Origin of the sequence: Xenorhabdus bharatensis (assembly GCF_037996705.1) — a bacterium.
Classification (GTDB): Bacteria; Pseudomonadota; Gammaproteobacteria; order Enterobacterales; family Enterobacteriaceae; genus Xenorhabdus; species Xenorhabdus bharatensis.
Window position 1 is genome coordinate 117,599 of record NZ_JBBMXG010000006.1, and the last position, 23,780, is coordinate 141,378.

The window sequence follows — 23,780 nt, forward strand, 5'->3', positions numbered from 1 at the left end:
TTAATAAAAAACGTTAATTTATCAAAAGACAATCATATCGCGAACAGGGGATAAATTCTAAAACTATCTTAAATTTATAGTTAGAATTCATCCCCATATCAGAAAGGAGTACTGCGTAAAAATAGCGTAAGTTATTTATAATTCAAATTAGCTGCGCTTGTTAAGCTCCTCAACTTCTTTATCCAGCGCTTCAATCTTAGCCTTCATCACCTGATGACAATGTTCAGCCAATTCACGAACCCGCTCTTTTGTATATTGCGTGGTATCAATCGGCGGCAGCATTTCAACAATGACCGTACCATTATTCCAGCGATTGAGTTTGATTTTGCCATGAGTTGAGGAAACACAAACCGGTACAATCGGTACTCCGGCCGCAATGGCTGCATGGAAGGCGCCGGTTTTAAACGGCATTAAGCCACGACCACGGCTACGGGTACCCTCCGGGAACATCCAGACCGAAACACGGTTCTTTTTAATTTGCTCAACAACTTGTGAAATTGTCCCGTGTGCTTTTGTCCGGTTTTGTCTGTCAATCAGGATATTACCTGTCAGCCAGTACAACTGACCGAAGAAAGGAATAAAAACCAGACTTTTTTTACCTACAGTCACCGTGCGGGGCTGTACAGCGTTTGACATGGTTATCATGTCGAAATTGTTCTGGTGATTACCGATATAGATACTTGGGCCAACTTGTGGTGCATCTTCAGGAATACGCTCAATAAGCTTGATGCCGAATATTGTGTGCAGCTTGCCAAATGCCCGGCCAAAAGTCATCACATGGCGTGGATCACGGGGGCTGAATAAACAGTAAATCCCGCCAAATATACAAACTAGAAAAGTAAACAGAATAACAATGATCCCACGAATAATGGTTAGCATAGTTTCCTCTTGCAAGGCAGGCCAGTGTTGTACTGGCCTGCTCAGGGTTATTTGAGTATATAAAAATGAAGTTATATTCAGTTCGATTTAGGTGTTTCTATTTCTACACGCTCAACACGCTGCAAGCCACGCGGCAGTGCTGTTCCTTTACGGCCTCTTTCTGCCCGGAATTTCTGCAATTCCTCTGGCTGAAGCTGTAATTTCCGCTTACCGAAATAAAGCGTGATTGAAGATTTTGGCGGTAATACCAGCAACCAGCTCAATATATCCTCTCCCGAAGCCGCCTGTGCCGAGGTAATGGAAACGATTTTATTGCCCTTACCTTTTGACAGTTGCGGGAGATCGGCGACAGGGAACATCAACATCCGTCCCGCTTTGGTGATCGCCAGTAGCATATCATCCTGTTCATTGCCGATCTCCAATGGAGACATGACCTTCGCATTTTGTGGCAATGTAATCAGTGCCTTCCCTGCCCGGTTCTTGGCAATTAAGTCACTGAAGGTACAGATAAAACCGTAACCCGCATCAGATGCCATCAGGAGTTTCTGATCTTCTTTCGCCATCAGCAGATGCTCAACGGATGCTCCGGCCGGTAATGCCAGTTTGCCGGTTAAAGGCTCTCCCTGCCCTCTGGCCGAAGGTAAATCCAGAGGATCAATAGAATAACTGCGCCCGGTACTGTCAATAAAGACGACCGGCTGGTTACTCTTACCACGCACAGCGTCACGATAGCTGTCACCCGATTTGTAATTTAAACCGCTAGGATCAATCTCATGCCCTTTCGCGCTACGAACCCACCCCATTTGAGACATAACAACCGTAATCGGCTCTGACGGCAGAATATCATGATCGCTCATCGCCTTCGCTTCTGAGCGTTCTTTCAGCGGAGAACGACGCTTATCACCATAGCTTTCCGCATCTGCAATAATCTCTTTTTTCAGCAGCGTGTTCAGCTTACGTTCAGAGCCAAGGATAGCCTGAAGTTTGTCCCGCTCTTTTGCCAGTTCAGCCTGCTCACCCCGGATTTTGACTTCTTCCAGTTTTGCCAGATGACGTAGTTTCAGTTCCAGAATCGCTTCCGCCTGTGTTTCAGTTAAACCAAAACGCTGCATCAGCACTGGCTTTGGTTCATCTTCACTACGGATGAGATGGATTACTTCATCAATGTTAAGATAGGCTGCCAGCAAACCTTCCAGAATATGCAGCCGCTTGAGCACTTTTTCCAGACGGTGGTTAAGGCGGTTACGTACTGTTTCACGACGGAATACCAGCCATTCACTGAGAATTTCAACCAGACCTTTAACACTTGGGCGATTGTCGAGACCAATCATGTTGAGGTTAACACGATAGCTCTTTTCCAGATCGGTTGTGACAAACAGGTGGTTCATGACCTGCTCGACATCCACACGGTTAGTCCGAGGCACAATGACCAGACGAGTCGGGTTTTCGTGATCAGATTCATCCCGCAGATCATCAACCATCGGCAACTTCTTCGAGCGCATCTGGCTGGCAATCTGTTCTAATACTTTCGCACCAGATACCTGATGTGGCAGAGCGGTAATAACCACGTTACCCTCTTCTCTTGACCACACCGCACGCATACGTATTGAGCCACGACCATTTTTGTAGATCTTACGGATATCTTCTCTCGAAGTAATGATTTCCGCATCTGTCGGGTAATCCGGGCCTTTAACGTAGTCCATCACATCATCGAGCGAAGACTCTGGCTTATCCAGTATAGCAATCAGTGCATTGGCCACTTCACGTGAGTTATGAGGTGGTATATCCGTCGCCATACCAACAGCAATGCCTGTTGTGCCGTTCAGCAGGATATTTGGCAGACGCGCAGGCAGCATTTTCGGCTCCTGCAATGTGCCATCAAAGTTTGGTACCCAGTCTACTGTCCCGTGACCCAGTTCACTCAGCAGTAACTCTGCGTACTTAGACAGGCGGGATTCGGTATAACGCATTGCCGCGAAAGATTTAGGATCATCCGGAGCACCCCAGTTTCCCTGACCGTCCACCAGTGGATAACGGTAAGAGAAAGGCTGTGCCATCAGCACCATCGCTTCGTAACAGGCACTATCACCATGTGGATGATATTTACCCAGTACATCACCGACAGTACGGGCAGATTTTTTGAATTTTGCACTGCTACTCAGCCCAAGCTCTGACATCGCGTAGACGATACGACGCTGCACGGGTTTTAATCCATCACCGATAAAAGGCAGCGCCCTGTCCATGATCACGTACATGGAATAATTCAGATAGGCGTTTTCAGTGAAGGTGTGGAGCGGTTGGCGCTCCACACCGTCGTGAGTTATTTCACTCATGTTAATAATTTCCTCAAAATCTGTCTTGACTATCGTGCGTTATACTTCAATATCAATGGAATCACCCTTTTCTTGCAGCCAGTTACGGCGGTCTTCCGAGCGTTTCTTCGCCAGAAGCATATCCATAACGGAAAGGGTTTCCTGATAATTTTCATCATTGATAGTCAATTGCACCAGACGGCGAGTATTGGGGTCTAGCGTAGTTTCACGCAACTGCATCGGGTTCATTTCACCCAACCCTTTGAAGCGCTGAACATTCGGCTTACCACGCTTACGGCTCAGGCGGTCAAGTACCGCACTCTTTTCACCTTCATCCAGTGCATAGTGAACTTCTTTGCCAAGGTCGATGCGATACAGTGGCGGCATCGCCATATAAACGTGACCACGTTTGACCAGTGTCGGGAAATGGCGGACAAATAAGGCGCACAGTAGCGTTGCAATGTGCAGGCCATCGGAATCCGCATCTGCCAGAATACAGACTTTACCGTAACGCAGCTGGCTAAGATCTTCGCTGTCAGGATCGATACCGATTGCCACCGAAATATCATGGACTTCCTGCGAAGCCAATACCTCATCCGAAGAAACTTCCCATGTATTCAGAATCTTACCGCGCAAAGGCATAATGGCCTGAAATTCGCGGTCACGGGCCTGCTTGGCTGAGCCACCAGCAGAGTCCCCTTCCACCAGAAACAGTTCCGTGACATTCAGATCCTGTGAAGTACAGTCAGCCAGTTTCCCCGGCAGTGCCGGGCCGTTGGTCAGCTTCTTACGTACCACTTTTTTGGCTGCGCGCATGCGGCGCTGCGCACTGGCAATAGCCATTTCAGCTAATTGCTCTGCTTCCTGAATATGCTGGTTCAGCCACAGACTGAATGCATCTTTGACAACACCGGAAACAAAAGCCGCAGACTGGCGCGATGACAGACGTTCTTTAGTCTGCCCGGCAAATTGTGGATCCTGCATTTTGAGGGATAACACATAAGCACAGCGATCCCAGATATCGTCAGCAGAAAGTTTGACGCCACGAGGCAAAATGTTGCGGAATTCACAGAACTCACGCATGGCATCCAGCAACCCCTGACGCAACCCATTGACGTGAGTACCACCCTGTATCGTCGGGATCAGGTTAACATAGCTTTCCGCCAGTAACTCACCGCCTTCCGGCAGCCAGAGCAGCGCCCAGTCTACAGCTTCAGTTTCGCCACTGAGTGTACCCACAAATGGGGCTTGAGGTAATGTCACCAGCCCATTAACCGCTTCCAGCAAATAGTCGGTCAGCCCATCGGCATAACACCATTTCTGCTCGGTTCCGGCCAGTTTATCTTTAAAAACAATTTCAACGCCGGGGCACAGAACCGCTTTTGCTTTCAGCAAATGAGCCAGACGTGAAGTCGAAAAACGAGGCGTATCGAAATAGCTTTCATCCGGCCAGAAATGCACACTGGTTCCGGTGTTACGTTTTCCGCAACTGCCTATCACAGCCAGTTCCTGTACTTTATCGCCATTTTCGAAGGCGATCTGATGCACCTGACTGTCGCGGCGAACAGTCACTTCGACCCGTTTGGACAGGGCATTAACGACCGAAATACCAACCCCGTGCAAGCCACCGGAGAACTGATAGTTTTTATTGGAAAATTTACCCCCTGCATGCAGGCGGGTCAGGATCAATTCAACTGCTGATACTTTTTCTTCAGGATGGATATCAACCGGCATACCACGGCCATCATCTATCACTTCCAGAGACTGATCGCTGTGGAGAATCACTTGAATATGCTTCGCGTGACCAGCTAGCGCTTCGTCCACACTATTATCGATCACTTCCTGTGCCAGATGGTTCGGGCGGGCGGTGTCGGTATACATTCCTGGGCGGCGACGAACTGGCTCCAGGCCACTGAGGACTTCAATGGCCTCTGCGTTATAACTAGATTGAGTCATGTTGTAATTCTGTCGGTTGCTTCATGATTAAAGGGCCAATCAGTATTGATTACCCTACGTATCCCGGAATGCCATCAGAACGGCATTAACCCGGAATCCATTGGATAGATACTGTTGATAATACCAGTCGCTTACCTATTTTTGGCAATTTTTTTACTATTGCCGCTGGCTAGACCCAAGAAGTCAATGATTTGAGGAAAATAGTATTCGAAACCAATAAATGCATGATTTCCACCAGACTCGACGGTTTGTCGGCACTGCATCAGGTAAGCAACTGCCTGACGGTAGTCCAGCACTTCGTCCCCGGTTTGTTGCAATAACCAGATAAGATCCGGTGATTCCAGCGGGTCAATATGCATTACTTTGAGGTCATGAATGTGGCTTTCTTCAAGAGTATACCGCTCTTCGGTATAAGGATTCACGTTTTCCCCAAGATAATCCTGAAGAAGATCGAATGGACGAACCGCAGGGTTGACGACTACGGCTGGCAAGCCAAAGCATTGTGAAAGCCAGATGGCCAGATAACCCCCTAATGAGGAACCAACCAAACCGATATGTTCCCCTGAGCGGCTCATCACTATCTCTTCCAGTAAGGCTGCTGTTTCTTCGGGATAAGGGGGTAATTGTGGCACCAGCATCTCTATTTCAGGGTGCTGCTGGTGCAACCATGTTTTCAGCGCATTTGCTTTTGCTGATTGGGATGAACTGTTAAAACCATGTAGGTAAAGTAATGTTGACATTAATACCCGTCCGAATCTAAATCCGGGCAAAATTCATTACTCTTGAGCCTGTAAAGCTGCGTTTGCAATTCTGCTTCTCCGCCATCAGTCACAGGCAATTCAAGGTAACGCCAACCCGGAGCCACTGTATCAAGCATAAAATTAGTACAATGTGGCTTAAATTGCACACAGGTTGATGGTGTTGCTATCACACGGATGCCATTCCACACGACATCCAGCTCTTGATGGATGTGCCCGCACAATATTGTTTTCACCTGCGATTTACCTTTCAGGCATTCTGCCAGTGCAGGAGCATTACGTAAACTGTGCTGATCCAGCCATGTACAGCCTGATGGTACAGGATGATGATGAAGCATGACAATCGCCTGACGATCACTGTGTTCATCCAGACATCTACTCATCCACTCCAGCTGATATTCCGTTAATTCACCATGGGGAACACCCTGTACCTGACTATCCAGCATGATAAGCTGCCAGTGCTGGCCAATAAGTATTTGCTTGGAAGGTGAAATCCCCGCCGCCGCCAGTACATCAACCATAGCAGGCTGATAATCGTGATTACCGGGTAACCAGACACAAGGGGCGGGCAAACGGGTAATGCCTTCAACAAAATTCTGATAGGCACCGGGAGTCTGATCCTGAACTAAATCGCCGGTCGCAACGACCAAATCAATATCAATATTCTGCTCAAGGATCGCATCCAACACAGCATGATAACTGCAGTAGGTATTGATACCCAGCAGTGAGCCACCTTTATTGGCAAAAAGGTGCATGTCAGTGATTTGCAATATTCTTGCTGTGGCACCTTTCGCCACAGGTATTTCAAGCAGGCTTTCCAAATGGTTTCCTTTTCCTGTCGATCATAGAGGGTCATTCTAACGTGTCTTTATACATAAGATCTGCTGACTGGGGCACACTTCACGTTTCCCAACGCAAAATTGCAGCTTATCTTTCCAGCCACTCTTTTTTCAGTTTTTCATGGTGCAATGCCAACCACTGTATTGCAATAACTGAAGCCGCATTATCAATAATTCCCTCTTCAACCCACTGATAAGCCTGCTCTCTGCTGACAGTCAATACCCGGATATCTTCATTTTCCCCTTCCAGACCATGAATACCGGAGGCAGTAGAAGCATTGACCTCTCCTACAAAAATATTCATGCGCTCTGTTGTTCCTCCGGGGCTTGCAAGGTAACTCAGGGCCGGCTGACAACGTTTGACTTCAATACCCGCTTCCTCTATCGCTTCACGGCGGACAACCTGCTCAGCATCTTCCCCTTCTTCAATCATGCCGGCAATCACTTCCAGCAACCATGGCGTCTGGCTGGTTTCTATCGCCGGAATACGGATCTGTTCAATCAGGACAACTTCATCGCGTACCGGATCATAAGGCAACAAAACGCAGGCATGACCCCGTTCAAATACTTCACGCTTAATATTCTCGCTCCATCCTCCACGAAACAGACGGTGTCTGAATTGATACTCCGTCATTTTGAAAAAACCGTGATAAAGTGTTTTTCGGGAAATGACTTCAACATCTTGTTTCGAAAACGTAAATGGTTTTTCTGAATCTATCGATTTTGTAGAAATAAGCGGTGAGGTAAGATCTTCGCGCATAAAAGCTCCTGTTTGTTATCTTTTAATTCTCTACTATTAAAATGTATTTTCTCACATTGTTCTAAATAAATTGATTTTGAAGATACAAACACACTAGAAAATAAGGCAATATGGCACAATCAGCCACCTTATACTGCAAGTATTCTCTGCTAGAATCTGTGATATTGTTTTTATGCAGAGGCAACTTAAGCAAAATAGCTGCACAACAAGGAACGCAAATGAAAAAATTGCTATCTCTTTTTATCGCTATGAATCTGGTAGGTTTCAGTACTTCAGGCCACGCAGAAGACCTGTTACAAATTTATAAACAGGCTAAAGAAACTAACCCTGAATTGCTTAAGGCGCTGGCTGATCGCAATTCGGTTTTTGAAGGGATTGATGTCGCCCGCAGCCCTTTGCTACCTCAATTAAGCCTGAATGCGGGGGCCAACTATGGCAAAGGTTTTCGCAACAGTAAACAGGAAACTCATGGTACCAGCGCAGGCTTATCACTGAAACAAAGCATTTTTGATATGTCCTTCTGGAGTAAACTGAATCAGGCAGAAAAGAAAGCAGGGATCGCCGATATCAGCTATCAGGCAGCCCAGCAGAAATTAATTCTGGATACCGCCAACGCTTATTTTGATGTCCTGAGCAAAATTGATGCTCTGACCTATAGTGAAGCTCAGAAATCCTCACTCTACCGGCAACTGGATCAGACAACCCAGCGCTTCAATGTCGGGCTGGCCGCCATTACTGACGTCCAGAACGCCCGGGCTCAGTATGATTATATGCTGGCACAAGAAGTTTCTGACCGTAACGAGTTGGATAATTCATTGGAAAAATTGCGCCTGATTACTGGTGTTTATTATCCACAGCTGGCTTCATTGAACATTGACCATTTCAAGACAAGTAAGCCAAAACCGGCTGAAGACTTGCTGAAAGAAGCCGAAACCCGCAATCTCAACCTGTTATCTGCACGCCTGATGCAGGATTTGAAACGTGAGCAAATCAAAGATGCTCAGACTGGTTATATGCCAACTCTCGGGTTGTCAGCCAGTACAGGGATTGAGAATAACCACACGCACAACAGTAGTGCCAGTGACAGCGGCAATCAATATAAAGGCAATAATTCTGTCACTGTTTCATTCAGTGTGCCACTATACAGCGGCGGTGCAACCAGCTCTCAGGTAGAACAGGCTAAATATGATTTCCTCTCCAGCAGTCAGGATTTGGAAAATACTTACCGTAAGGTGATTCAGGATGTTCGTTCTTCCTCCAATGATATTGCAGCTTCTATCAGTAGCATTGAAGCGAACAAACAAGCCGTGCTCTCCGCAGAAAGTTCACTGCACTCAATGGAAGCCGGTTATCAGGTAGGAACCCGTACTATCGTTGACGTGCTGGACTCAACCACCAAACTGTATCAAGCCAAAAAGAACCTTTCTCAGGCACGATATAAGTACTTGATCAGTCTACTGGTTAATCAGCAATCCCGTGGTACTTTGAACGAAGACGATCTGGTGGCACTGAATAATTTACTGGGAACACAGGTTTCAACCTCTGCCAGCAATATTATTAAAGAGATGAAAACACCATCAATTCGATGAATTAATGCGCTATCGTTTTAGATTAAAAAACGTTATATTAAACGCGCTATACTCAATAAACAGCCCGCCGTTGTGTGGGCTATTTTTTAATAGATCCTAATGAGCCATCCCATTGTGAATGACTGGTGGGATTAGCTCTTAATCTAATCTGATACCTTTAAGATGGATGCTCCCTATGACAATGAAACGGACAAAAGAGATTAACCGCGATAGTTTCCGCAAAGCGTGGAAACAATATCGTCTGGCACCTGTGGCACTCGCTGTCAGTGCTGTTTTCATGCTTTCTGCCTGTGAACAGAACGATGAAACGGTATCGCTTTATACCAATGCCGATGAGTGCTCCAAGGCAAATCCTTCTCAAAGTGAACAATGTACCATTGCTTATAACAACGCCCTGAAAGAAGCAGAAAAAACTGCACCAAAATATGCAACCCGTGAAGATTGCGTGGCTGAATTTGGTGAACAGCAATGTACTCAGGCTCCTGCACAAGCAGGCGTCGGTAGTCAGGCTGAGGCACAAAGCAGTGGCGGAAGCTTCTGGATGCCTTTGATGGCGGGTTATATGATGGGGCAATTGATGGGTAACAGATCTGCGCCTTCGCAGCCACTGTTCTCATCAAAATCAGCCAGCAGCCCGGCTAATGGTAAATTTGTTGACGCTACAGGTAAAAGTTATGGCCCGGCTACCGCTGGCGGTCGTAGCATGTCTGTACCAAAAACCGCAATGGCACCAAAACCGGCAACCACAACGACAGTTACCCGTGGCGGGTTCGGTGATTCGGTGGCAAAACAATCCAGTATGCAGCGTTCATCTGCTGGCTCAAGTTCCAGTTCTTCCCGTTCAATGGGTGGTTAAGTCAAAGTGAGTATTAAGTAAAGATGAAACGCATTAGTATTACTGAGCGCCCGGACTGGCGTGAAAAAGCAACAGAATATGGCTTCAATTTCCATACTATGTATGACCAGCCTTACTGGAGTGAAGAGGCCTATTATCAGTTCAGTCTGAATCAGATTGAAGAAATTGAAGATGCTACCGCAGAGCTGCATCAGATGTGTTTGCAGGTTGTGGAAAAAGTCGTCAATAGTGAAGAGCTGCTGACAAAATTCCAGATCCCGAAGCATTGCTGGGAATTTGTCCGCTCTTCATGGGTCACCAGCCAGCCTTCACTCTATTCCCGGCTGGATTTCGCCTACGATGGTCAGAACCCACCAAAATTGCTGGAAAATAACGCCGATACCCCGACATCACTGTATGAATCGGCATTCTTCCAGTGGATCTGGCTGGAAGATCAGGTCAATGCCGGCAACCTGCCATCAAATGCAGACCAATTCAACAGCCTACAGGAAAAGCTGATCGAACGTTTTGAGCAGTTACGCGAAAAACACGGGTTTGGTCTGCTGCATATGGCATGTTGTCGGGATAGTGAAGAAGACCGAGGCACAATCCAGTATTTGCAGGATTGTGCTTCAGAAGCCGGTATTCCGACAGAATTCCTGTTTATTGAAGATATCGGTCTGGGTGAAAAAGGTCAGTTTACGGATTTACAGGATCAAGTGATCGGTAATCTGTTTAAGCTGTATCCGTGGGAATTCATGCTGCGTGAAATCTTCTCAACCAAACTGGCTGATGCGGGAGTCCGTTGGCTCGAACCAGCATGGAAGAGTATTATTTCCAACAAAGCATTGTTGCCGATGCTGTGGAAAATGTTCCCGAACCACCCTAATCTGTTGCCTGCTTACTTCGCTGATGAACGCCCGGCAGATATGGGCAGCTACGTGATTAAGCCTTTATTTTCTCGTGAAGGAGCCAATATCCGTATTATCGAGAATGGCCGGGAAATTGCCAGTGCCGATGGCCCTTATGGGGAGGAAGGTATGATTGTTCAGCAATTCCATGCCCTGCCTAAATTCGGCGATAACCATGCGCTGGTAGGAAGCTGGTTAGTTGACGATCAGGCTGCGGGTATCTGTATCCGCGAAGATCGTGAATTAATCACACAAGATCTGTCCCGCTTCTATCCACATATCATTCTGGATTAATTCAGTCATATCCAATCGATTTTGAATGGCATGGCATTAGCGAACAAGTAGTAAGCCCCCAGAAACATAGATAACTAGGTGACTGGGGTGACTGGGCGTAGCCAAAAAGTGTTCGTTCAAACGATGGCAGGCATTACCCTAATTGGATTGTCAGCATACTTAAGGAGCCATCTTCAATCCCTTCAACAGGTGTTGAAATTGGCTCTTTTTTATCCCATGTTCCCAGTACATAGAAGAGTGGCATAAAGTGTTCCGGTGTCGGGTGGGATAATTTACCATCTTCCCTGTCCAAAGCATGAAGTAACGGATGTGGTTCTTCAATGCTCGTCAGGTTTTCACGCACAAATTGCTCAAAAGAGAGTGCCCACGGGTAAGGCTCTGCACCCAGCTCTTCGGCGGGCAGGTTATGGACAACATTCCCGCTGCCGATGATCATAACGCCTTCATCCCGTAACATAGATAGTTTTTTACCTATATCATAATAGAAAGCCGTCGATTGATTACGGTCGATGCTCAGCTGGATCACCGGAATATCAGCATCAGGGTACATTTTAGCTAATATTCCCCAAGAGCCATGATCCAATCCCCACTCATCAAAATCAGTTTCGACCTCAATCGGTTCAAGAATATCCTGTACCAAAACAGCCAGTTCAGGAAAACCTTTCGCTGGGTACTGTTTTTCATGCAACTCACGGGGGAAATTACCAAAATCGTGGATAGTTCTGGGCTGAGACATCGCCGTCACAGCAGTACCATCTATATACCAATGCGCAGAAATTACCAGAATGGCTCTTGGTCTGGGCAATTTTTGCCCTAATTCAAACCAAGCTCGTGAATAACAATTATCTTCAATGGCATTCATTGGACTACCGTGACCAATGAACAAGGCGGGTATTCTCAGGAGACTCATTCTCGTCCCTCATACAGCAAATCAAACATGGTGGATTATGGATAGCGACAAAAAAATTATGGCAAGATTATGATGTTTCTTCCCTGAATATGGCCAATCAAAAAATGATGGGGTACTTTAAAAATACTGAAAGGCCACAGGGTGTGGGCTGCGGCCTTATAAGCGTACATGCGATAAGAACTGATATATTCTATCCTGTTCGGCCTTTTATTCCGAACTTTTTTTACCCATCATGGCTCAATATTTAGTTTTATCAGCTACAAACTAAGAACCATGAGATATTCCATGCTAATGGAAGGCGATATCAGTAGAAGAAAACCACCGTGCTGAATCAGCTGACAGCTTTTTCCATTTTAAGGCGATATTCAACCAAATCTTCAATTGTGACCACTGGCATATCATGCTGTTTAGCAAATTCAATCACCTCAGGTGCTCTGGCCATGGAGCCATCATCATTTGTCAGCTCACACAACACACCCGCTGGTTTGAAACCTGCGAGTTTGACCAAATCAATCGTTGCTTCTGTATGACCACGACGGGTTAAAACCCCACCGTTCTGCGCCCGCAGCGGAAAAACATGCCCCGGACGATTCAGATCATCCGGCTGTGCGCCATCTGCAATAGCCGCACGAATGGTTGTAATACGATCTGCGGCAGAGACGCCTGTTGTCACTCCCTGTGCAGCTTCAATCGTAATAGTGAAAGCCGTCTGATACTGGCTGGAATTGTTTTCCACCATCATAGGCAACTGTAATTGCCGACGGCGCTCTTCTGTCATGCAGAGGCAAACAATTCCGCTGCCATGACGGATGGTTAATGCCATTTGTTCTATAGTCATGGTTTCGGCAACGAAAATCATATCCCCTTCATTTTCACGATTTTCATCATCCAGTACCATTACCCCACCACCTGCACGTAAAGCTGCGATCGCGCGTTCAACACGTTGGAATGGAGTGCCATAGGAAGAAAGTAGCGTCTGATTCATGGTAAAGAAACCTCTTTTAAGTATATGGGTTACCAGAATCAGGGCGATTTTGAGGAGTTGACATTGCTTGAAAATGAAGCAACAAAAACAACAGACGAGCGCACGCGCCCGGTTGATGCTGTTATTCTCTCCCATCCGGACTATCACCGTCGGCTCCAGAGTCACACTGGATCTGCTGACCTCTATTTATACCCCGGTTGTTTTAATTTTTAACAACAACGGAATAACGACAAATAGAGCGCTCGCGGGCTTCATGAAACTACCTGAAGATAATTTCACTTTACCGCCGGTAGGGACTTTCACCCTGCCCTGAGATAAACCATTCGACTATAACGTTAATGCTTCATCAGGGCAATTGGTAAAAACCAAATATAAAACCTGTCGCTCAATCATTTGTGCTTTCGCCAACAGGTATTAAAATAGCGACAACATTATTTTTATTAATAACAGCCCGGTGACTATACACAATGGATTTCAAGCTGCATCGCGGCGGCAAGGGAGTAAACCCCTAGGAGCATAGATAACTATGTGACTAGGGTAAGCGAACGCAGCCAACAAAGAGGCAGCTTGAAAGACGACGTGTATAAACGATGCTGTCAGTAAAAGGATACCCATTATGCTCGATCCGAAAAAAATTGAACAAATTGCCCGCCAAATTCACAATGCAATGCCGAAAGGTGTAAAAGAGTTTGGTGATGATATAGAGAAAAAATTGCGCACTGTATTGCAATCTCAGTTGAGCAAGCTGGATCTCGTCAACCGTGAGGAATTTGATGTTCAGACTCAGGTTTTACTGCGTACCCGTGAAAAACTGGTGAGTATGGAACAGCGCCTGAATGAGCTGGAAGCACGTTTCGAAACCCCAAAAACAGCGATTGCTGCTGAAGAGAGTAATGGCGAAAAGAAAGCTGATTAATCCATAAGGAGAATTGCAATAAAAGACAATTCTCCCAATCATTCAGCATTCAGGCTATGCCGTTTATGTCATCCGTTAAATTACGCAAAAAACATAACGGCATTATGGCTCAGATAAAATTACTGACTTTTTATCGCCTTAATAATATTGGTCGTTGAGATCCCGTCTTCAAAATTCAGCACCTGCACTTCACCACCAGCGGCCCAGACTTCCTCACTGCCGGCGATCTCTTCAGGCTTATAATCCCCGCCCTTAACCAGAATATCAGGCAAAATACCCGCAATCAGGCGCTGCGGTGTATCTTCTTCAAATGCAACAACCCAATCCACTGATTCCAGTGCAGACAGTACAATCATTCGCTGCTCCAGTGGATTCACTGGTCGCGTTTCACCTTTCAGGCGTCTGGTTGAAGCATCACTGTTAACCGCCACAATTAAGCGGTCACCCAGTTTACGGGCATTGGACAAATAAGAAACGTGCCCGGCATGGAGAATATCGAAACAGCCGTTCGTCATTACGATACGTTCACCACGCTGACGCGCCTGCTCAACGACTTCTTTCAGGCGTGATTCATTCATCACACCAAAGCCTGTTTCTGCGCGCCCACGCACGGCATTTTCCAATTCCACCGGGGAAACCGTGGAGGTTCCCAGTTTACCGACTACCACTCCCGCCGCCGCATTAGCCAGATAACAGGCTTCAGCCAGTGGTTTACCTGCGGCAATTGCCGTTGCCAGCACACCAATTACCGTGTCACCTGCACCCGTAACATCAAAAACTTCCTGCGCCTGAGTTGGCAGATGTAAAGGAGGCTGCCCGACACGCAGCAGACTCATACCACGCTCTGAACGGGTGATTAATAGCGCTTTCAGTTCCAGATCCTGTACCAACTGCGTACCTTTGCGCACCAGTTCATCATCATCTTTGCAATGACCCACCACCGCTTCAAATTCTGACATATTCGGAGTCAGCAGTGTTGCACCGCGATAACGCTCAAAGTCGTGGCCTTTAGGGTCGATCAGAACAGGAACACCAGCATCATTTGCCAGCTTAATCATTGCCTGAACCTGACTCAACGCCCCTTTAGCATAATCGGACAATACCAACGCACCGATATTTGGCAGAGATTGCTGAATTTTCTCCAGCATTGGCTGCGCATCTACGTTCTGGAACCCTTCTTCAAAATCCAGACGGATCAGTTGCTGATTACGCGAAAGAATGCGTAATTTCGTAATAGTCGGATGGGTTGAAACGGAAACAAAGTCACACCGGACTTTCACGCTGCTCAGTTTTTCGCTTAATGCACGGGCTGCATCATCAATACCAGTCAACCCGACCAAATGTGAATGCGCACCCAATGATGCGATATTCATAGCAACGTTAGCTGCTCCGCCCGGACGCTCTTCAATAGTATCAACTTTAACAACAGGAACCGGCGCTTCCGGTGAAATGCGGCTGGTTGGGCCGTACCAATAGCGATCTAACATGACATCGCCAACAACCAAAACACCTGCACGGTGAAAATCAGGGAGTGCTACGTTCATCCCATGCTCCAAATATCAGAATAAATTGTGGCGGATATTACCATAACCCGCCAGAATGCCAGAAAGAACCCTCAGAAAAAGCCGAACTCACTGTGCTTTATCTCCAAGCCATTTCTGCCAACTATTGTGTACGCGTGTTTTCTGTTGGGTGAACCGTTCAGCAGGCACATGGCTTGATAGTGCCTGTAAAGCAAGCTGATGCAGTTCATTACGCAGAGTGATATAAATCTGTGTCAATGCGGTTGCTTCCTCCTCACCCATAATATTGTATTCAGCCATTAGCTCAAAAATGCGGACATTATCAGACCAGCGGGCCAGTTTGGCGTTTTCCGGCGCGTAACGCAGTACCTGATATTGGGCGATAAATTCAATGTCTGTGATCCCTCCGGGATCAGCTTTAATATCAAACTGACCATGTTGATGGCTTCCCAGATGCCGATACATTTTTTCACGCATTTCACGTACCTGTTGGCGCAACAATTCAGGCTCCCGTGGCATGCACAGCGTTTCACAGCGAATACGCTCAAAATCGCGCCGCATTTTTTCATCACCAAATACCATCCGGGCACGAATCAACGCTTGATGCTCCCACGTCCATGCCTCTTTTTTCTGATACTCATCAAAGGCCTCCAGCGTACTGACTAACATTCCTGACTCGCCGGACGGACGCAATCGGGCATCGACTTCATACAACACGCCTGAAGCTGTTCGGGTACTGAATAAATGAAGGATCCGCTGGGCCAGACGCAAATAAAACTGACGGGCATCAATGGAACGATCGCCATCAGTCATAACACCTATCGGGCAGTCCAGCAAAAACACCAGATCCAAATCAGAACCATAACCCAGCTCCCACCCACCTAATTTGCCATAACCCAGAATGGCAAAACCAAGCCCCTGACGTTGCGATAAATGAGTGGGTGTACCGAAACGTTTTACCATCTGGTTCCACGCCAGATGCACGACCGCACCGATTATCGCTTCAGCCAGATAAGTCAGATGATCGCTGACTTTCATCACCGGCAGAGCACCCGCGATATCTTCTGCGGCAATCCGAAATAGCTGCGCCTGTTTGAACTGCCTCAATGCTTCCAGTAACTGCTCCTCATCATCTTCGGGAATACGCAATAAGTATTGATACAGTTCATCCCGGTAAGCCTCCAGCGGTAATGGCTTATACAATGAAGTCGGATCGAGTAATTCATCCAGTAAGAGAGGATGTTGACTAAGCTGGCAGGCAATCATCGGAGAAGCGGCACACAAGCGAATAACGTGGGTCATCACCTGTTCTGACTCCAGAATCAGCTCCAGATAGGTTGTCCGGCTGACAATGCTCAGTAATAAAGGAATCACCCGCTCCAATACGGTATTGGTATCTTCTCTTGCCACAATTTTTGTCAGCAGACGTGGCATAAGATGATCCAGCACGTCACGACCCCGTGGGCCAATGGTACGCTTGCTGATATCGTTACGTAGCGACACCATCGTCTCGAGCATTTTTTGAGCTTCAGATTCACTGAGATGAGGAACAAGTGCTATCAGTTCATCGCTGTTCAGATATTCCAGCCATAAGCTCTTAAACGGCACATGAGCAGAGACTTCACTATTACCCTCAGTTTCATCACCGATCAGTTGCTGAAAAATATCCCGCACAACCCGCATCTTTTTTTCTGTTTCTACGCTTAATTGATCCCAATCAGAAAATCCCATTCCCCAGCATAAACGGGCACGATCCAGCTCATTCTCCGGTAACGTCTGAGTTTGTTGATCACGAATGGATTGCAGCAAATTCTCAAGCCGACGTAAAAACAGGTAACTTTCTTTGAGTTGTCTGACCTGCTCCTGAGTCAATAATGCCAATGTTTCGATGGCTTCCAGTGCCCGTAATAATGAGCGGGATTGCAGAATGGGCTCTCGCCCTCCACGGATCAACTGAAATACCTGTGTGATAAATTCAATTTCCCGAATTCCGCCAGCCCCCAATTTAATGTTGTCTTTTAAACCCCGCCGACGAACTTCCCGCTCAATCATATTCTTCATGTTGCGTAACGATTGGATCACACTGAAATCGATATAACGGCGATAGATAAATGGCCTTAACATCTGGCGTAATTCGTTACAGTACGCCTGATCATCATGCCCCAGAATCCGCGCCTTTATTAACGCGTAACGCTCCCAGTCCCGTCCCTGTTCCTGATAATAATCTTCCAGTGCCGGAAAGCTGAATACCAGCGGCCCGCTATCACCAAACGGGCGTAATCGCATATCAACACGATAAACAAAACCATCAATCGTCTGCTGATCCAATACCTTGATCAGTTTTTGCCCCAACCGGGTAAAAAACTGCGCATTATCCATTTCACGACGGCCACCTCGTGTCACACCGTTTTCTGGATAGGCAAAAATCAGATCAATGTCAGAAGAGAAATTCAGTTCTCCTCCCCCCAGTTTCCCCATACCAAGGATCAATAGCGGCTGTGCGACACCAGCCTGATCCGTGGGCGTTCCCCAACTCTGACAGCAATGCCGGTACAACCAGTCACGGGCAGCAATAATCAGCGTCTCCGCCAGTACACTCAATTGTTGCAGTGTCTGCTCTGTTGTACTGCTAGGCAGAGCCTGTGACCATGCAATTCTCACCAACATTCTGTTGCGGAAAAGACGTAACACCCGCATTAGTCCATTTTCGTCATTGGCTGAAGACAGAACCTGATTCAGCCATGCAGAATAGTATTGCCACTCATCAGGCTGTGGAAGATCCTGACGGATCTCATCCAGCCACTCAGTGCGAGTCAGCAGATTTTCTGCTACAAAATCACTTATTGCCAGTACCGCCTGTTCATGAGGTGCGAAGTTGTCTGTGACGACCTCTGATTGCCGGAATGATGGCTGAAAGTGCATCACCGTATGCTTCAATTGATGAGTTAAAACGGATGAAAGTGGCAGCATAGTCAGGTTCCATTGTTTATGGTAATTGGGTCATCAACCATTGAGTCAGAGCCAGTTTACATTGCAGCCATTTCGCGCTGTAACACAGGTTCTCGGCACCAGTCTCTGCATCGACTGTGGATAAGTTCTCTTCTAATTCAGCCAATAAACCCAGTGCCGGCGCTGTTCCGCCTTGTTTTTCAACCAGCAGCCCTGCCCGTTTTAACACTTTCTCTAAACCTGTTTTTCCTGCATTTATCCCTGCCAGCCAGCCTTCCTCTTGTTCCTGCCACTGTTGCAGGATATCTGTCAGAAGAACAGATAATGGTTGCTGCCATTTCGGTGTTTCAGAGAGTTCCGCCTCCATACCAACCGAGTTAGTAGAAGAGACTTCTCTGACAAGCGCATAACCCCGTGCCGCTTTACTACTGTTTGCCAGCCGTAATCCCCCCTGAATTGCCAGCTCTTCTGCTAATGACAATACATCAGACACCTGCCCGGTTTTCAGCTCCAGTTCAAATTCACAAATCGGCGAGGTTTTCTCTCCGGCGCGGATTTCTCCCTGATCCAGAACCACTTCTATTTCACTCTTGCCATAGCTCACCAGCCATTTTTCACGGGAAAAATCCGTGCTGAACAGATCCCTCAACGCAACCTGTAATTGAGCAATATCGGTATTTTCAGGCCAGATATCAGCAGGAAACCGGGCTAAATCCAGTTTTGGCTGATGAAGAGGAACGTTGAACTCTGGTCTTTGATGCAAGCCGCCAATAACCTGCCCCGCTGTTTTAATCGTCATTTCATACTGTTGGTCAAAGCCACGAATACGCAGCCCCATGTCCCAGCGACGCAGCTGATTATCCGGTGTTTCAAAGTAAATATTGGTCAAATGTTGTGGTGAGGTGTAATGATTAGGAAACTGGAATAATCGGTCGCGTACTGTCGATATCGTTTCGGGTTTTACTGACAGTTTCAACTCTACTTCTACAGAACGCATATCTATCTCTCTCTCGGTTCATACTGCACGGTCTGTTCAGGGAAATTCTTCAGAGAAGTTTTTCAGAATATGAAAAATAAACCACAATCGCCTGTTCTCTCAACAATGATTGTGCTACTCCATCAAAAAAACCCTAACAATATCGATATTCGGTCAGTTGATTGAAGGTTCATTCTGGTTTACTGATTGCACCCACAAACTTAACTCTTTACTATCAGCCTGAGTAGTTTGAAAAATTGGATAGCTTGAATCACGTTAATCACATACACCAAAACAGTTGACAACAGAATGCAGAAACTACATCGATTACTTATTTTATTACTTGGTTTTACACTTCCGTTATCCGTGCATGCTGAAGAAAAACGTTATGTTTCCGATGAACTATCAGCCTACATTCGTAGCGGCCCAAGTACTCAGAACCGCATCATGGGTTCATTGAATGCCGGTTCAGAAGTCATTCTGGTAAATCCTAAATCAGAGAATGGCTACTTGCAGATAAAGGACAGCAAAGGACGTACAAGCTGGATCTTATCCAGTGAACTCAGCGCTATTCCCAGTGTGCGCGAGCGTATTCCCGCGATGGAGCAGAAAATCAAAACGCTGACCGAGCAATTGGCTAATATTGATAATAGCTGGAATGAACGTACTGCTGAAATGCAGGGCAAAGTCGCTGCCAGCGATAGAATCATCAATGACTTAAAAGCCGAGAATACCAAACTCCAGAACAAGCTGACTGTAGCAGAGAAAAAGGTAGAAATTGCCAACCTACAGCTCGATGATAAACAAAGAGAAATCATTTTGCAGTGGTTCATGTATGGCGGTGCAGTCGCTGGTATCGGCCTACTGTTGGGGCTTGTTCTGCCGCATATCATTCCACGCCGGAAACGTAAAGATCGCTGGATGAGCTGATTTAAAAGCGCTGGTTTTAATGATGTAGGGTTTAAGAATATAGATTCAAGCATATAGTTTTAAGGAAATAGCGTTAAAGGACACAAGCGTGAAAGTTTATTTGGTTGGCGGAGCCGTTCGTGATCAACTGTTGAATCTGCCGGTTACAGAAAGAGACTGGGTTGTTGTTGGCGGCAGCCCGGAAGAACTCCTGTCACAGGGATATCAACAAGTCGGGAAAGATTTTCCCGTCTTCCTGCATCCTCAAACCCATGAAGAGTATGCGCTGGCACGTACAGAGAGAAAATCCGGTCAGGGATATACCGGATTTACCTGTTATGCCGCTCCTGATGTCACACTAGAAGAAGATCTGTTGCGTCGGGATCTGACTATCAATGCCATTGCGCAAACGGCCGAAGGTGAATTGATCGACCCGTATCAGGGTGTTGAAGATCTGAAAAACCGTATTCTTCGTCATGTTTCAGCCGCATTTGCAGAAGACCCGCTGCGGGTATTACGTCTGGCTCGCTTTGCAGCCCGGTTTGCGCATTTAGATTTCTCCATCGCAACGGAAACGCAGGTGCTGATCACTGAAATGACAGCCAGTGGTGAATTGTCATCCCTAACTCCTGAGCGAGTCTGGCGGGAAACGGAAAAAGCACTCGCATCGCAATCCCCACAGGTTTATTTTCAGGTTTTACGCAATTGTGGCGCTCTGGCTGTCCTTTTTCCGGAACTCAATAACCTGCTTGATGCCCCTCTCAAGTACACAGATATAAATATAGGCGTTCATTCACTGAACATCCTGAAAATGTCGACTTACCTGAGCACTGATACTGATATTCGGTTTGCTTCACTGTGTACTCACATCGAAAATGAACAGATTAAACAGTTGTGTGAACGGTTACGTGTTCCTAATTCGGTACGGGATCTTGCCGGTATCGTGGCTCAATATTCTGATTGGGTACAAACAGCTCAACAACTACCGCCAGAAAAAGTGCTGGCGCTGTTCAATGCCATCGACGTATGGCGCAAACCGCAACGTCTTGAGCAATTAATTGTCTGTAGTAAAGCCGATATCTGTGCTTTAACCGGATCGAAAACACCGCTCTATCCCTCTGAAAACTATCTACGTGGTGCTTTTGCTGTTGCTGCTCAAGTGAGCGTTCAGCAAATCATTGCCCGGGGTTTTCAGGGAGCAGAGATCCGCACAGAATTAGAGCGGCAACGCCAACTTGCCATCGCTGACTGGGAAAAAAGCCAGCACTAGCTGGCTGAAAAATATCATTTAAGTTAATAAGATAAATTCTCTGCATTACTGTTATAAAGCCAAAGCAGTCTGTTGAAATTTATTCAGGTGGGGTTGAACGATCCAACCTGAAAAAGAGCAGCAGACGGTTATGTGCTTTGGTAGCCCGTAATAAAGCGAAAAGAATGCTGTCCGTCTTCAATATTAATATTGGCAATATAACAAATATGTTATACCGTCAATTATAACGAATAAGTTATGGAGTCGGTATGTGGGAAGTTATAACGACAGAGTACTTTGACGAATGGTTTTTGGCTCAGAGTGGTGAACTCAGGGAGTCAATTTATGAAGCAATGGGAGTACTGGAAAAGTTTGGCCCGAATCTTGGTAGACCTTATGTTGATACGCTATATGGCTCCGACTTCCCAAACATGAAGAAATTGCGTATTCAACACGCCGGTGATCCGATTAGAGCTTTTTTTGCTTTTGACCCTAAGCGATGCGCAATCGTTTTATGTGCTGGCAATAAAAGCGGGGAAAATGAAAAGCGGTTCTACAAGGATATGATAAGAAAAGCTGATTTCGAGTATCGCCGTCACTTGGACAATCTGGAGAAATAATGATGTCTAATTACAGAAAATTGTTAGCGCAAGAAAGCCCGGAAATGCAGGCGCGCGTTGAAAAGCGAGTTGAACAGGCTAGCATCAAATTGGCTCTTAGCCAGTTACGTGATGAATTAGACATGTCACAGGCGGAGCTTGCAGCCGCTATGGGTGTTCAGCAACCTTCTATCGCTCGAATGGAAAATACCGACCATGATCCGCGTCTTTCAACGCTCAAGCGATATGTAGCTGCTTTGGGGGGAGAATTAAGTATTGATGTGACACTTCCAACCGGTAAGCGTGTGGCATTTCATCTATGATTTAGAAGGTCAAAAAGAAAACGTGACGTGGATTATATGAAGCCCCTCTCTCTATATGAGGGGCTTTTGCTAAAGATTTCAGTTATAAAGTGGATGCAATGTGGAAATGCTATCAATATTATCTTTTATAATCAGCATATTAAATCGTTAAAAATCCAGTGCTAGCTGGCTTTACGTTCAATCACGACACCCACACTGGTTGCCTGTGCCACAGCGCCGGGCTTACTGACTTTAATTCTGACCCACGGCGAATGAAACTGATTCAGTAAAATATCCGCCACTTCTTCAGCTACACGTTCGACCAGTGCAAACCGCTGGTTTTCTACATGCCGGATCACCGTTTCACTAACCTGAGAATAATCCAGACAGTGCTCTACATTATCACTGGAAGCGGCGCGTTTATTGTCCCAGCCCATTTCGATATCGAACACCAGCTTTTGCTTAATCGTCTGTTCCCAGTCGTATACGCCAATCATCGTAATAACGGTTAATTCTTTAATAAATACGATATCCATCACGCTGTTTCCCCGTTTTTTAGTTCACCGGATACCACTTCCGACTAAATGTGCGTATTATCCATTGTTATAGTAAAGAAAACGACCCTTATTCATTGGTGATTGGAGATATCTTATGAGTGCTATCGCGCTTGGTATGATCATCTTCGCGTATCTGTGTGGCTCTATATCCAGCGCGATATTGATCTGTCGTCTGGCAGGATTACCCGATCCGCGCCAGCATGGTTCCGGTAATCCGGGAGCAACAAATGTACTGCGTATCGGCGGAAAAGGTGCCGCATTGGCAGTACTGATCTGCGATGTACTGAAAGGCATGATCCCTGTCTGGCTGGCATATAAGCTCAACATTCAACCCTTTTATTTAGGTATTATCGCTATCGCAGCCTGTTTAGGGCATATTTATCCCGTTTTCTTCCATTTCAAAGGCGGTAAAGGTGTTGCCACTGCATTCGGTGCCATCGCTGCCATTGGTTGGGATCTTATGGGGTTAATTGCCGGTACTTGGTTGCTGACCGTATTATTGAGCGGTTACTCTTCATTGGGCGCAATTGTCGGTGCGCTGGTTGCACCTTTCTACGTCTGGTGGTTTAAACCTGAATTTACCTTTCCCGTCGCCATGCTTTCATGCCTGATACTTATGCGCCACCACGATAATATTCAGCGTCTCTGGCGAGGGCAGGAAAGCCGCATCTGGCATAAACTGAAAAAGAAAAAAGAAATGACTGAAAAAGAAAAAGTTCAGGCAGAGAAGGAACAGCAACAACAGGACGATTAACACGAATGTCCCCGCAAG

At 46.4% G+C, this 23,780-nt stretch carries 21 protein-coding genes and 1 riboswitch; of the genes, 9 read left to right on the forward strand and 12 right to left on the reverse strand.

The features are described 5' to 3' along the window. Positions 1-147: 147 nt before the first annotated feature. The 6 genes from AAC855_RS07790 to nudF form a co-directional block, all read right to left on the reverse strand. The gene (locus AAC855_RS07790; RefSeq protein WP_340609034.1) at positions 148-879 is read right to left on the reverse strand and encodes a 1-acylglycerol-3-phosphate O-acyltransferase; all 732 of its coding nucleotides are present in this window, start codon (positions 877-879) and stop codon (positions 148-150) included. Between the two features lie 77 nt (positions 880-956). Further along, the gene (gene parC / locus AAC855_RS07795; protein ID WP_340609035.1) at positions 957-3,212 is read right to left on the reverse strand and encodes a DNA topoisomerase IV subunit A; all 2,256 of its coding nucleotides are present in this window, start codon (positions 3,210-3,212) and stop codon (positions 957-959) included. A 39-nt stretch (positions 3,213-3,251) separates the two neighbouring features. Further along, positions 3,252-5,147: a DNA topoisomerase IV subunit B gene (gene parE, locus AAC855_RS07800; RefSeq protein WP_340609036.1), complete on the reverse strand. Its 1,896-nt coding sequence runs from the start codon at positions 5,145-5,147 to the stop codon at positions 3,252-3,254. Positions 5,148-5,278: 131 nt separating this feature from the next. Then, entirely contained in the window at positions 5,279-5,887 is a 609-nt protein-coding gene (yqiA, locus tag AAC855_RS07805; protein WP_340609037.1) for an esterase YqiA, read from the reverse strand. Continuing rightward, positions 5,887-6,726 (reverse strand): 3',5'-cyclic-AMP phosphodiesterase, encoded by an 840-nt coding sequence (cpdA, locus tag AAC855_RS07810; RefSeq protein ID WP_340609038.1) that lies wholly within the window; start codon positions 6,724-6,726, stop codon positions 5,887-5,889. The genes yqiA and cpdA overlap by 1 nt, the downstream gene beginning before the upstream one ends. A 106-nt stretch (positions 6,727-6,832) precedes the next feature. Next, complete coding sequence (nudF, locus tag AAC855_RS07815) at positions 6,833-7,504, reverse strand: ADP-ribose diphosphatase (protein ID WP_340609039.1); 672 nt, start codon at positions 7,502-7,504, stop codon at positions 6,833-6,835. Between the two features lie 218 nt (positions 7,505-7,722). Here nudF and tolC point away from each other — a divergent pair, with 218 nt between their 5' ends. From tolC to AAC855_RS07830, 3 genes are all read left to right on the forward strand, one after another. Further along, positions 7,723-9,093 carry an outer membrane channel protein TolC gene (gene tolC, locus AAC855_RS07820; RefSeq protein ID WP_340609040.1) on the forward strand — a complete coding sequence of 457 codons (1,371 nt, stop codon included), beginning with the start codon at positions 7,723-7,725 and terminating at the stop codon, positions 9,091-9,093. A gap of 181 nt (positions 9,094-9,274) precedes the next feature. Further along, positions 9,275-9,949: a DUF1190 family protein gene (locus AAC855_RS07825; RefSeq protein ID WP_340609114.1), complete on the forward strand. Its 675-nt coding sequence runs from the start codon at positions 9,275-9,277 to the stop codon at positions 9,947-9,949. Between the two features lie 23 nt (positions 9,950-9,972). Beyond that, positions 9,973-11,133, forward strand: a complete 1,161-nt coding sequence (locus AAC855_RS07830; RefSeq protein WP_340609041.1) for a glutathionylspermidine synthase family protein — start codon at positions 9,973-9,975, stop codon at positions 11,131-11,133. 133 nt (positions 11,134-11,266) lie between these two features. On the opposite strand, the gene ygiD is transcribed toward AAC855_RS07830, so the two are convergent. Continuing rightward, positions 11,267-12,043 carry a 4,5-DOPA-extradiol-dioxygenase gene (gene ygiD / locus AAC855_RS07835; RefSeq protein ID WP_340609042.1) on the reverse strand — a complete coding sequence of 259 codons (777 nt, stop codon included), beginning with the start codon at positions 12,041-12,043 and terminating at the stop codon, positions 11,267-11,269. Between the two features lie 331 nt (positions 12,044-12,374). Continuing rightward, positions 12,375-13,028 (reverse strand): 3,4-dihydroxy-2-butanone-4-phosphate synthase, encoded by a 654-nt coding sequence (gene ribB, locus AAC855_RS07840; protein WP_340609043.1) that lies wholly within the window; start codon positions 13,026-13,028, stop codon positions 12,375-12,377. Between the two features lie 119 nt (positions 13,029-13,147). Then, positions 13,148-13,349: riboswitch (FMN riboswitch) on the reverse strand. 295 nt (positions 13,350-13,644) lie between these two features. Between ribB and ubiK the strand changes: the two genes are divergently transcribed. Continuing rightward, a complete protein-coding gene (ubiK, locus tag AAC855_RS07845; protein ID WP_340609044.1) occupies positions 13,645-13,944 on the forward strand; it encodes a ubiquinone biosynthesis accessory factor UbiK in 300 nt (99 codons plus the stop codon). Between the two features lie 119 nt (positions 13,945-14,063). Here the strand turns inward: ubiK and hldE are convergent, their stop codons facing one another. The 3 genes from hldE to AAC855_RS07860 all read right to left on the reverse strand — a co-directional run bounded on the left by hldE (position 14,064) and on the right by AAC855_RS07860 (position 19,413). Further along, positions 14,064-15,488 carry a bifunctional D-glycero-beta-D-manno-heptose-7-phosphate kinase/D-glycero-beta-D-manno-heptose 1-phosphate adenylyltransferase HldE gene (hldE, locus tag AAC855_RS07850; protein WP_340609045.1) on the reverse strand — a complete coding sequence of 475 codons (1,425 nt, stop codon included), beginning with the start codon at positions 15,486-15,488 and terminating at the stop codon, positions 14,064-14,066. 87 nt (positions 15,489-15,575) lie between these two features. Further along, positions 15,576-18,437 (reverse strand): bifunctional [glutamate--ammonia ligase]-adenylyl-L-tyrosine phosphorylase/[glutamate--ammonia-ligase] adenylyltransferase, encoded by a 2,862-nt coding sequence (gene glnE / locus AAC855_RS07855; protein WP_340609046.1) that lies wholly within the window; start codon positions 18,435-18,437, stop codon positions 15,576-15,578. A 16-nt stretch (positions 18,438-18,453) separates the two neighbouring features. Further along, positions 18,454-19,413: a CYTH domain-containing protein gene (locus AAC855_RS07860; RefSeq protein ID WP_340609047.1), complete on the reverse strand. Its 960-nt coding sequence runs from the start codon at positions 19,411-19,413 to the stop codon at positions 18,454-18,456. Between the two features lie 288 nt (positions 19,414-19,701). Here AAC855_RS07860 and AAC855_RS07865 point away from each other — a divergent pair, with 288 nt between their 5' ends. The 4 genes from AAC855_RS07865 (at position 19,702) to AAC855_RS07880 (ending at position 22,472) form a co-directional block, all read left to right on the forward strand. After that, complete coding sequence (locus AAC855_RS07865) at positions 19,702-20,322, forward strand: TIGR04211 family SH3 domain-containing protein (protein WP_340609048.1); 621 nt, start codon at positions 19,702-19,704, stop codon at positions 20,320-20,322. 88 nt (positions 20,323-20,410) lie between these two features. Then, positions 20,411-21,571 carry a multifunctional CCA addition/repair protein gene (locus AAC855_RS07870; RefSeq protein WP_340609049.1) on the forward strand — a complete coding sequence of 387 codons (1,161 nt, stop codon included), beginning with the start codon at positions 20,411-20,413 and terminating at the stop codon, positions 21,569-21,571. 248 nt (positions 21,572-21,819) lie between these two features. Continuing rightward, positions 21,820-22,170: a type II toxin-antitoxin system RelE/ParE family toxin gene (locus tag AAC855_RS07875; protein ID WP_340609050.1), complete on the forward strand. Its 351-nt coding sequence runs from the start codon at positions 21,820-21,822 to the stop codon at positions 22,168-22,170. Between the two features lie 2 nt (positions 22,171-22,172). Then, entirely contained in the window at positions 22,173-22,472 is a 300-nt protein-coding gene (locus AAC855_RS07880) for a helix-turn-helix domain-containing protein (RefSeq protein ID WP_038264287.1), read from the forward strand. 161 nt (positions 22,473-22,633) lie between these two features. Here AAC855_RS07880 and folB read toward each other — a convergent pair whose 3' ends face one another. Then, entirely contained in the window at positions 22,634-22,987 is a 354-nt protein-coding gene (gene folB / locus AAC855_RS07885) for a bifunctional dihydroneopterin aldolase/7,8-dihydroneopterin epimerase (protein WP_340609115.1), read from the reverse strand. A 115-nt stretch (positions 22,988-23,102) separates the two neighbouring features. Between folB and plsY the strand changes: the two genes are divergently transcribed. After that, the gene (gene plsY / locus AAC855_RS07890; RefSeq protein ID WP_340609051.1) at positions 23,103-23,762 is read left to right on the forward strand and encodes a glycerol-3-phosphate 1-O-acyltransferase PlsY; all 660 of its coding nucleotides are present in this window, start codon (positions 23,103-23,105) and stop codon (positions 23,760-23,762) included. Positions 23,763-23,780: the final 18 nt, after the last annotated feature.